General features: G+C 51.8%; 7 protein-coding genes and 1 pseudogene. 3 read left to right on the top strand and 5 right to left on the bottom strand.

Annotated features, from left to right (window positions below; genetic code table 11):
• Positions 1–49 precede the first annotated feature (49 nt).
• The 3 genes from hisS to ACIQ2E_RS14380 are packed head-to-tail and all read left to right on the top strand — an operon-like array spanning position 50 to position 3,131.
• Positions 50–1,318: a histidine--tRNA ligase gene (gene hisS, locus ACIQ2E_RS14390; protein WP_398332043.1), complete on the top strand. Its 1,269-nt coding sequence runs from the start codon at positions 50–52 to the stop codon at positions 1,316–1,318.
• A complete protein-coding gene (locus ACIQ2E_RS14385; RefSeq protein ID WP_398332040.1) occupies positions 1,315–2,076 on the top strand; it encodes a glycosyltransferase in 762 nt (253 codons plus the stop codon). The genes hisS and ACIQ2E_RS14385 overlap by 4 nt, the downstream gene beginning before the upstream one ends.
• The gene (locus ACIQ2E_RS14380) at positions 2,076–3,131 is read left to right on the top strand and encodes a glycosyltransferase family 4 protein (RefSeq protein WP_398332037.1); all 1,056 of its coding nucleotides are present in this window, start codon (positions 2,076–2,078) and stop codon (positions 3,129–3,131) included. The genes ACIQ2E_RS14385 and ACIQ2E_RS14380 overlap by 1 nt, the downstream gene beginning before the upstream one ends.
• Before the next feature lie 23 nt (positions 3,132–3,154).
• Here the strand turns inward: ACIQ2E_RS14380 and ACIQ2E_RS14375 are convergent, their stop codons facing one another.
• The 5 genes and pseudogenes from ACIQ2E_RS14375 to ACIQ2E_RS14355 all read right to left on the bottom strand — a co-directional run.
• Positions 3,155–4,825 carry a glycosyltransferase gene (locus ACIQ2E_RS14375; protein ID WP_398332034.1) on the bottom strand — a complete coding sequence of 557 codons (1,671 nt, stop codon included), beginning with the start codon at positions 4,823–4,825 and terminating at the stop codon, positions 3,155–3,157.
• Positions 4,826–6,003: 1,178 nt separating this feature from the next.
• Positions 6,004–6,699: a class I SAM-dependent methyltransferase gene (locus tag ACIQ2E_RS14370; protein WP_398332031.1), complete on the bottom strand. Its 696-nt coding sequence runs from the start codon at positions 6,697–6,699 to the stop codon at positions 6,004–6,006.
• A gap of 863 nt (positions 6,700–7,562) precedes the next feature.
• On the bottom strand, positions 7,563–8,786 hold the full coding sequence (locus ACIQ2E_RS14365; protein WP_398332028.1) for a lipopolysaccharide biosynthesis protein: 1,224 nt from the start codon (positions 8,784–8,786) through the stop codon (positions 7,563–7,565).
• A gap of 984 nt (positions 8,787–9,770) precedes the next feature.
• Entirely contained in the window at positions 9,771–11,162 is a 1,392-nt protein-coding gene (locus tag ACIQ2E_RS14360; RefSeq protein WP_398332025.1) for an exopolysaccharide biosynthesis polyprenyl glycosylphosphotransferase, read from the bottom strand.
• Between the two features lie 7 nt (positions 11,163–11,169).
• A pseudogene (locus tag ACIQ2E_RS14355) lies at positions 11,170–11,386 on the bottom strand (glycosyltransferase); the annotation flags it as partial.

Raw genomic sequence — 11,386 nt, 5'->3', positions numbered from 1 at the left:
CTAGATGACAAACTGGGGTTCAACCCGTTTGTTTCGACCCAAGGCGCCGGTGGACAAAGTGCAGAGCCTACGAGGCATGGTTGACCTTCTGCCCGAGTCCATCGGATTGTGGCAGCGTGTTGAGGGCACTGCCCAGGACCATTTCCGTCGTTCGGGAGTGCGGGAGATCCGCACACCACTCCTCGAACCTACCCACCTTTTTGCTAGGGGCATCGGTGAAGCGACGGATGTGGTTGGTAAGGAGATGTATACATTCGAAGACCGTAGTGCACGGAGTTGCACGTTGAGGCCGGAGGGAACCGCATCTGTTGTTCGGGCTGCCATTCAACATGGCCTGCTCAGTCAGGGCCCCCAGCGAGTCTGGTACTCCGGGCCGATGTTCCGCTATGAGAGGCCCCAGGCGGGGCGCCAGCGCCAGTTCCATCAGATCGGCCTTGAGTTTCTGGGATTTGATGACCCGCGCTCAGACGTGGAAGCCATTGCCATCGCCTGGGATTTGCTGGTTGAGCTTGGAGTTGGCGACTTGACGCTCGAGCTCAACTCGCTTGGCACCACTGAGGATAGGGCCAGATACCGCAGTGAGTTGGTCACTTATCTGAGCGCCCATCGCGCTCGCTTGGACCCCGATTCCCGGGAACGGCTTGAACGGAACCCCCTACGCGTTCTCGACTCAAAGGATTCAGAAACCCAGGCATTGCTGCAGCAGGCGCCCTCTCTGTTGGATGTGCTTGCTCCTTCGAGCCGTCAACGTTTTGATCTGGTTCTCGAGGGACTCTCGGCGTTGCAGATTCCCTTTACGTTTAATCCCCGACTGGTACGGGGACTTGATTACTACAGCCACACCGCTTTCGAGATCACCTCCACGAAGCTTGGGGCTCAGGCCACGGTTTGCGGGGGTGGCCGCTATGACGGTCTTGTCGAGCTTCTGTCTGGCCCGCCTACACCTGCTATTGGGTGGGCCCTTGGGATGGAACGTTTGATCTTGTTGCTGGCCCAATCAGCCCAGCAGGAGAAACTGGGCCCCGTGCCGGATCTGTATGTGGTCAACCGTGGCGATTTGGCCCAGAGCTCGGCACTCTTGCTAGCTAGGGGCCTACGCCGACTTGGTCTTGCAGTGGAGCTCGATCCGGGCGGCGCGGCCTTTGCAAAGCAATTCAAGCGCGCCGACCGCAGTGGCGCCCCTTGGGCGGCTGTGCTTGGCGATGCCGAAGCGGATCTCGGACTTGTGACCTTGAAGCCATTGCGCGTTGCAGGAGAGCCCATCAGTTGTTCGCTGGTTGATCTCGATGCAATACGAGCTGTTGTAGGAGGCCTGTGATCTCTGCCACCCACCCCCGGATCTCGATCCTTGTCGCGACCTGGAACTGTGCTGAGCTTCTGCCAGGTTTACTGGCGAGTTTGACGGAACAAAGCTGGACCGATTGGGAGTTGCTGTTGCTCGACAATGCATCCAGCGACGGCACGGCAGAGCTTGTTGCTGATCATTGCCAAAGCTATCCCTCGCATCGTGTGCACTGGAGCAGCTGCCCGGACCAGGGCATCTACGACGCCTGGAACCGTGGTCTCAGCCAGGCTCGAGGCGATTACATCTGCTGTGTTGGCGCTGATGATCGTTTTACGGAGCCCGGCAGTCTCGGTGCGATTGCGGCGTTGACTGTGATTCAGTCTGATCTAATTACAGCCCGCAATGCCTACTACAGCCGGGATGGCCGTTTTCTTCGCCATTGGGGCTGGTCATGGACCTGGCGTCGCATGCGTCAGTCGATGGTCATTGCGCATCCGGGCATGCTGGTCAAACGCAGCCTGTTTGAGCGCTTTGGCGGTTTTGACGCCAGCTTTTGCATCTGCGGCGACTATGAATGGTTCTTGCGACTCCCACCTGAGTTGCGCACCGTCCATAGCAGCGATTCCATCCTCCAGGTGGTTCAAGCGGGCGTGAGTCACCGTCGGATCCGCCAGGTTTATGCCGAAACTTTTAGGGCCCAGTGTCGTCACCTGGGTTGGACCGTGAGTGCAGTCTGCTGGGCCATCAACTGGCTGCAATTCGGCAGGCGCCGCCTCCTTGGTCTTGCTTGATGACGCTGCTGCTTAACTATCGCCCTGTGCTGACTCAGCCCACCGGCATCGGTGTTTACGCCGAGGCCGTGTTGCCGTCGCTCCAGCGATTGCCCCACCATTTTGTACCTGGAGGGGGTAGGGGAGGAGCCTCCCAACGGCTACAGCGCCTGGTTTGGACTCAATTTCAGCTTCCCCGTCTTGCCCAATTGCAGCGGGCCTCGTTGATCTTCACACCGGCGCCTGAGGGCTACTTGGGTACTCAGCTGGTCCCTCAGGTCGTGATGGTTCATGATTTGCGCCCCCTCAGCCATCCCGGTCGAGATCTGCAGACCCTCTATTTCCACACTTGGGTGCCTGCGCTCCTTAGGAATTGCCTTCACATCATCACTAACTCCCGCTTTACGGCTGAAGAAATCCAGCGGCAAGTCAGAGTGTCACCAAGCCGCATTAGCGTCATTCCTTTGGGAATTGATCATCATGCATTCACTGCAGTGGCTGGTGCGCCTTCTTTGAGTGCAGACTATGCTCCGTACTTGCTTCATGTTGGGCAAGCATACCCTCATAAGAATCTCCGGCGACTCATCAAGGTCTTTGGCAGGCTGGTCAAGCTCTATCCAGAGTTTAGACTTTTGCTTGTTGGCAAGTCCCATCCCTCCGAAACGACTTGTCTCCATAATCTTGTCGAAGAGTTGGGTTTGCAAGATCGTGTTGTGTTCCTGCCCTATTGCCCTTCCGAACACCTTCCAGATCTCTATCGGAGAGCGTTCGCCCTGGTGTATCCGAGTCTCTGGGAGGGTTTCGGCCTGCCCATTCTCGAAGCGATGGCTTGCGGCATCCCTGTCGTGACGAGTGCAGGGTCGGCCATTGAGGAAGTGGCTGGCGATGCGGCTCTTCTGGTTGACCCACTGAATGAAGAAGAGCTTTTTTCAGCTGTCAACGCCGTCATTCGAGAGCCTCGGCTGAGAGATCAGCTCAGCTGCAAGGGTATCCAGCGCGCCGCTTTATTCAATTGGCGAGTGACCGCATACAAAACCTCTCAACTTCTAGGCGGGCTTTTGGAGACACATGGCTAAGTCTTTAGAAGTTCTTTGTTGCTTCAGCGCACCCCGCGCCATCGGTAGAACCACGCCTGTGAATCAGCGGGCAATAAACGGATTATTCCGGCAGCAAGCATCAGTGTTAAATTCAAGATCGACCACTGTTTCAGCTCCCTGATGGCGCGCCAGCGCACCAGGAGATCTGCTCTCGCTTGGCGCCATCCTCCTCTGCGTCTGAAGAAATTGCGATCGCGGCGATAGTCAAGAAGAGGCTCCGGAAGGTTCGCCATACGCCATCCCCCAGATACCGCAGATATCCACAGGTGGTAGTCCTCCATGAGGCTCACGTCCGGCCGGTAGCGCAGCCCTGAGACGAACACGGCGCGTCGGAGCAGCACACTGGGGTGGTTGATCACGTTGCGTCGAGGCAGACTCCTCACCATGTCGGCATGGTTCAGCGGCATGCGCTTGAGCTGGATCAGTTGACCCTGCTCATCCACCTCGCGGCAGCAGCTACCCACGATGTCCACGTCTGGATTCTCGGCTAGGTAGCGGCGCTGCAGCTTGAAGCGGTCTGGGTGGCAGATGTCATCAGCATCCATTCGCCCCACCAGGCTGAATCGGCCATGCTCCAGCACCTTGTCGATCAGCTCGTTCAGGCTGGCGGCAAGCCCTTGTCGCTGTCGACTGGAATCGATCACCAGTGGGATAGGGGCAGAGGCTTGCTCGAGTGCAAGCCGTTGGCTTTCAGTGAGAAAACCCCCATCTATCCGTAGCCAGATCGCATCACCCGGTTCCAATCCGATCGCTGTACTGGTCAAGGCTTGTTGGAGCCATTGAGGATTCACATCCGGCAGCGTTGAGACGATCACCGCGATCGCCTCTGGCACCGAGCGGTTTTTTGGTAGTGAACAAAGGGGGAGTACGAGTTCCTCATGACAGGCCCTTGGTGTGAAACCTGTTAGTCCATCCACCTCCACCCGCTTACCCCTAAGAAATAGTTGGTTCAACGCTTCCGCGCCGTTGGCTTGGCTGTCGCCCGCTCGGTTGTTCAGTACAGCCTGCACCTTGTTGATCGGTGCGCAAAAAGCCAGTGAGTACCCTGCACACCAAAGCCAAGGGCGTCGCTTTGCCCAAGCCATCCGCAGTCCCGCGAGGCCTTGCTCGAGACGGTTGGGGTTGCTGTAGGGGAGCCATTTCAGCATGGTCCTCAGGTCTCGCCAGCGATACAGAGAGCTGGAGAGTTCCAACGGGTAGCCAAAGTCGCCTTCTTGCCCCCACCAGCGAAAACGCAGCCCTTCCGGCCGCTCTTCAAAATGCGGGGGGGCTTGAGGTCGATCGGTGGCGTAGCACCAGCTGGTGTTGCGTCCGAGCCGAAGGGAGAAGCCAATGGCTTCTTGATCAGCCTCCAAGGTGTGGTTGAGTTGCTTCAGACTGAAGGGCCTCACGAAGAGGCAGTCGTCCACAACGAACAGCACCTGCTTGAGGTTTGATCCGTATCTGTTGAGCCCCTTCAGCAAATCGTTTTTGAAGCGCTCCTCCTGTAGCCAGGTGATCCGCAGCTGATCTGCAAGTTCGTTTTTTAGTTGGCGGTACGCTTCTGCGAAATGTGGGCCTGTGGCCCTATAAAGCACCAGGATCCTGGTGTTGTTCGCTTCATCGCAGTGGAGCTTGAATGAGGCCAGGGTGCCCTGGAGTTGTAGAGCACGGTCTCTGGAGAAGATCACCACAACAGTGGCAGGCCTGTCGGTTGTTCTTGTGGTCATATCGTTCGGACCTGAATGGTGAGGCAGAGGCTTCTTGCCCCATTCATGGCTCCAATTGCAATCGGGCGGGGATGCAGATGCAACGGTTTCTTGAATTGCTTCCAGGGGAGTTCGCCCTGGATGGCCAAATTGGTCGTAAGTGTTTCGTAATCCAAGTACTAATTATAAGCCATGGCATGAGCCTCAGGCACCGTCCAATCAACCCGACATAGAGGATCCATCTCATAAAGTGTACTTTTGGTCGAGGTGCAATCCTTCTACAATGGAGATCTGTGCATGATATGCCCTCGTTTACCGGTTAGGCTTTTTCAGCCAAGCGTGTGTGGGCATTGTCGATAAACTCTGGCCATTTGTCAGCGTGAATTAACCATCGGACTGGGTACAGGCTTTCAGTTTTTGCTGAACTGCCACCACATCCTTTTTCCTTTTAGCCCCTTCCCTATTTGATTGGATCGAACAGGAGGCTTTCTTAGCAATCACGTTGCGACGCTTCAGCCCCCAGTCCTTGGAGTTTGCTTAGAACCGGAGTCCATAGTCTTTACCTTATGTGGTTGTCCGGCCTGGTGTCGATGCAAAAACCCGTTGGCAGCTTTCAACTGCATTTGCTTGCTAGAGGTAGGGTGCTTAACGTTTTCCTGTCGCGATAGCCAGAGCACACACCCATGGGTAAGTTCTTAGTCTCATGCATCAGCAACTCGAAGCAGTCTACTTGCCTGCACAGTCGAATGTGATGGGCTGAGATTTCCCCGCGGTGGAGGCTGAGTTTGACCTTTTCATTGTTGAAGGCATTGCCGCCATAGCGCCCGGGGATACGGTGCTAAGTCGCCACCCGCTTGGTCCGCTGCGCTGATGCCAATATATTCCTGCGGTTTGCCAATACATATCGCATCAATTCGGGCTTGAAGGTACTCTGTTTGAATTCCATGGCACACCATCGTATTTGCCATTGACCGCATTTTGCACCTAAAAAAGTGATTATCCGAATTGAATGACACAGAAACGGAATTCTCTAGCCTCTCTTTGATTAACAACTGGCTGTAAAGGTTTGAGGAAGATTGATATTTATGTATCAATGGTTGAATCCTTATTGTCCTAGCCAAATAGGATTGAATATGCCTTGGGTAATGGGCTGCCAATGCAGTCTATAGCGCGAGGAGATTGTGAGTAACTTCTCTAGGTAGCATGACCAAACACCTTGCGCAAAGGAACACTCTTCGAAGGACTTCTGATCGCCTTTTGCCGGTATTTTTTAAAGCATAGATCATATTATCTCTTCCGGGCCTGTGCCACCTAAAGTCAAATATACAGGCTCGGAATTTCAAAGGAGTTTTTACAAGTAATGCAAGACAGGTAAGATATCCTTTAAGCAGGTCCTCGATCACTATAATTCCGCCATGCTTTAGCTTGGATGAATATAGCTCGATAAACTTTATTTGACTCCAGAGGTAATGGGGGCCGTCATCAATCATGATATCGAATTGCTCGTCTATTTTGTTGGATATTGTCTGCGTATACGCATCTGCTATTGTAAACCTGATATTACTCCCTTTTGTCCAGTCTGCTTGAAACGGAGACTCATGTGTGATTGCTAGGTCGGATCCGTTGTCGATCCCCATCAATAGCGCGGCGTCTTCAAAATACCTTGACCAAAGTCTTAGTGAAGCTCCATGTCTGACCCCAATCTCGAGAAGTGATATGTTTTTATGCCGAAAAGGAGCGAAGTGGTACTCATAAAAAAAGTCGATATAGGACTTATGGTCGCCTTTGTCAGTACCAAAGGGATTCTCCGATATATTGAGCCCCTCATCTTCTAAAATCGACTTTAGACTATTCTTCATCTAATCATAATATGTCTTTTTGATTGTACCATGCCTAGGGTTGTTTTCAAGAGATCCTGTTAAGATGTTCTTCGCTTCGAGGATTACTTCTTTTGTCGCCGCTAAAACTGATCGCTTTTTGGTTTTTGAAGCAGACTCGGTTGGTCGTTAACGCCTACGAATTAGCTGCACCCATTGGTTTATGGGCAAACTCCTAAACTCCACGCGAGAATCTGCTGTGCAATTCATCTGAGCTGTTTTCAGGGATGCCGGATAACACTGAGATATTGACATGGATCAGGCATTTGCAACAGTCATCACCTGTAGTTCGATCTAGGAGTAATTTCACTACCCAAGGGCACTCATGGTGCTTTATCGCGGATAGATTCTCTGTTGGTTCCGTCCAACAGCTTTGATATTAAACCTTAGGTCGAGACCCTTGGCGGAAGACCACGGCATAACCTATTGCGTCAGCTCTTCCACTTCCACATGCCATGCATCTAGTATAGTATAATCTTTGCCTCGCCCTCAGGCTGTGGAGATCAAGGCCAGCTGAGCATGAAGTGACTCCCTTGGTTGCTCCAAGTGTAGAACGGTGGTTATTTTTGCCTCACCCATTTGAGCTACCTCTGATCCTCCTTCAGAGGCAACCGGTTAACGATCATGCGATAATCAGCCATATCGAGTTTCCCCCTGGTTTATTTATTATTACCTTGAGCGGATTTGCAGGCGACTTTTTGAGTTCCTCTGATTTTTAGTCTCTCTCTACTCATGTATGAAGCAAGCAGTTGTCGGCAGGATACAATAACCTCTGGAACGCTTGATCAGAGTCGTGTTTACACATCTCTGAACCCAACTTTAACTTCAACCTGGTCCTGCGTTGCTTACCATAGACGAAGTTTCAAATTTGATTTGTGGCGGCTGCTTAGGAATGCCAGAAGCGTGGCCAGTAGTTCACTGGCTACTGCTGCTATAGCTGCTGCAGTGATAGAGCCCAGAGGGCCGTGGCTCTGCCAGTAGATCAGTGCAAAGAGCATGACTTTGCTGACCGAAGAAAGTTGTTGTGGTTTCGTCAGCCTTTGGCTTGAAAAATAAAGCAGGTTGAATCCTGCGCTGACCGTGAGGAGTGGAACAAACACGGTGAATATGTAGAAGGCTTGTTTCGTATCTTGATATTGTCCGCTTGCAAAAATGCTCAGATTATTCCCTAGATTGGTGCTAGCCAAAACTGAGATGCTGAGGGCCAGCACCCCGACCACCAGTTGAAAGCGGCTCAATAAAATTGATGCCTGGTCGTAAGAACCCTGTAAGCAGTACTTGCAGAGACGCTGATACTGGGAGTTGATTAGTGGTGAGAAGACAGTGACTACATAACTTTTAAAGCGCTCCGCCAGTGAATATCCACCGAGCTGACTCAAGCTACTTGTTTTGGCGATGATTAGGGTTGGCATAAAGGACGCCATTGTGGCGAGTAAATCAACGAGCAGGAACTTAGACTCGCTATGCAGCGTGGCCGCTGTGGCTTTCCATGCCCGTCTACTTAGCCAATGTTGGGGATGCAGAAGTTTTCTCAGTGGTTGGTTGTCCACGAAAAACCAAAGTGTTGTTGGTAGAGGTGATAATGCAAATATTAAGCAGACCCATGGCAATGTAAGGCCAAGGTGCAACGCGAACACCGCAGGTATCGCGAAGAATACCCGCTGTGTAACTTGCAATGAGTTGAATATGTCATGCCTGCCATTCACTTGATAAAGCCAAAGTGGTTGTATTCCTGTTAGCAGGATGTAGAGCATCCCTGTAGATACATACAGGCTGAGGGATGGCTTGATCAGACAGAGTGGAGCAGCAGCACAGATAGCCAGGATCTTGATCAGCATCATAGATGTTGCCAACCTTGTTTTGACAAGTGTTTTGACTCGGCTAGGTGAACTATGGATGTTGGCTTTTGTCATCGTGCTGGTGTAGAAACCAGCATTTACTATTGTTACTCCCAGCTGCGTCATTGTGGCGAACAGAGTGAAGCCTCCGAATCCCTTAGCCCCCAGTGATGACGCTGCGGTCAAGGTGAATAGTACGTTCATGGCAAAGGCCAAGACAAAGCTGATCACGTACCACTGCGTTCCCTTTGGATTGACCACTCCTACCAGAGTTCTGGCCAGCCTTCTAATATCCCTATGAGCCATGATTCAACTCTGGCTTTAGCAAAATCCAGGACAAGAATCGATTGAGTGGACGCAAAACTGCCGCTAGTAGGTGAAGCCACGGCGATATACGAACTGTCTCGGTTATCCTCATCCGTTCCTTCTGTTGTAGCTCGGCAATCCTTGGATAAAGCTGATTGGTGATGCTTTGCGTATTAATTACTGAGCTATTCGCCGCATTTCTTGATACATCAATCTCTGAGACCTTGCATCTACTTGCCAAGCTGTAATACCAATCTACATCCACCAACCATTGCAGTTTCTCATTGAATGCTGGAGCGTTCAACGCTAGATCTTGCCTTACCCAGACACAAGCTGTTGGGCCGATGTAGTTGAAGAGTATAATTAGTTCGTGTGGTAGGTACTTTAACAAAAGACGTTGTAGGGTTGGAGGGCAGTGATAGCGCATAAGTTGAATGCGACCGATCTTCAGTGCTGGCGTCATGATTGGATGAATAATCATTGCGTTTGTAGCCCTCCAATCCAGATCCTCCACGATTCCTTGCGACTCCTGCGTCAGCAAGTGATCATCATGGTGCCTAAAGTTTATATACAGACTGTGTTCACTGGGCTTGCGGTTTATCAGGTCTTTATAGCGGTTCCAGCTTGAAATGTGAGATGTTCGTGCCTCGTAGTCCATGCACTCGATGTATTCAACTGTGGCTGTTTTCCAGGTTCGTCTGATTTCAGCTATGCAATCTCGAATGCTGTTGTCACCGCTGTCGTCTAGAATCACAATTCTCGCAGACAGGCTATTCAGTACAGAGTTGATGCAGCCCTTCAGTAATGCGGGTTGTCTATAGGCTGGGATGAACACTGTGCAAGCCTGTGTTCTCATTCCTTTCCCGTGCCTACCGCGGCTGATCATGATAATTCCTGTTCATGTATTCTCTATCCCTTTATACTCGTTCTTTGCCCACTTTTTGATTTCGAGTGAAGACAGATCTGCTTCCTAGCCTTATCTGATGGAGACGCACCCTTCCCATTGCTTATGAGGCGGATTGTTTTCAGGAGAACCAACAGGTCGAGCCACGCTGAGAAATTGCGTAGGTAGTAAAGATCGTAGCCCAGTTTGATGCGGCTATCTTCGACGCTAGCTCCGTAGTTATAGCTTACCTGGGCCCAACCGCTGAGGCCTGGGCGTATCCAATGGCGAACTCTGTAGTGATCAATTGTTGCTTCCAGCTGTCGCTCCAGTTCAGGGCGTTCCGGCCGTGGTCCGATCAGGCTCATCTCTCCTTTTAGCACGTTGATGAGTTGAGGAAGTTCGTCAATTCGTAGTTTGCGTAGAACTTGTCCTACACGAGTGATACGTGGATCGTTTTTGGTGGCCCATTGTGCCGAATCCTGCTCTGAGTTAGGCCTCATGCTGCGAAGTTTCCAGATTCTGAACTGTTGCTCATATTGGCCTGTTCGGATTTGGCTGTATAGGATTGGCCCACCATCTTCCAGCTTGATCAGAATTGCAGCAACAAGCGCCAATGGGCTGGTGATGAGCAAGAGGAACAACGCAAAGCTGATGTCCCCAAGCCGTTTTAGTCTCCAGCTGAACTGGTCTGGCTGTAGCCTAAATCCGTCCGCCATTACAATCCACTCACGACTCAGCAGCTCGGGTGGCATCAGCTGAAAACGGCTTTCGAACCAATCTGTCAACTTCATAACTTGTTGACCTTTTGAGCGTCTAGTAAGTAGTTGCTCTATTGTTTTATCATCCAGTTTGATCTCTTCGCTGATAGCGATTCCGACTTCCTGATTGCACGTTTTCAGTTTTTCTTGTATCTCGGCATCTTCGCTGCAACTGACAATTAATAGGTGATCAGATGAGCCTCTTCTGACTTCTTCGTCAACGATTCTTTGTTCTGCTTTGCTTGCGATCAATAGCCATCTGTCTCTTTGTCTGGTATTGCGATTTATGCTTTTGGCGAGCACGGTTGAGATTGCACCAGACACTACCAGTAGAGGCAGAAGGAATTGAGGCAATGTCCGCGCATCGCCTTTAACGCCAAGCCAGACCGCTCCCACGGTTAGTGTTGTGACGATGAGAGCCACAATCGCCAATGAGGCAATTGACTTGTTTTCTTTCCCGTTCGAATAGCGTCCGAGTAGATACGAAAAAGTGGTCCAGATCACGACCAATGCCCCCACGGCACCGCTAATGCCAGGCCAGCGTCCTATCTGTTGCCAGAACAGCAGGTTGTACACCGGAACAAGCACGCCGCTATCAAGCAGCGCCAGTCCGATCAGCGCCTTTCGTTGTTTCAGCCATGGCACGCGTGTCGCCATCAGGGTCTCAAGCCTCCATGCGTTGCGCCGTTTGCTCCCAGCGCTCCCGCACCAAATACAGCGGTCGACGCTTCACCTCTTCAAACACCCGCCCTAGGTATTCCCCCAACACTCCTAAACCCAACAGCTGCACCCCGCCGAGAAAGAGCACGGCGGTCAACAACGAGGCATACCCGGGCAGATCAATGCCGAATAAGAGCGTACGTAACACCATCCACATGCCG

The sequence above is a fragment of the Vulcanococcus sp. genome, from assembly GCF_044369115.1.
Classification (GTDB): Bacteria; Cyanobacteriota; Cyanobacteriia; order PCC-6307; family Cyanobiaceae; genus Vulcanococcus.
This window is presented reverse-complemented; position numbering and strand designations above follow the sequence as displayed.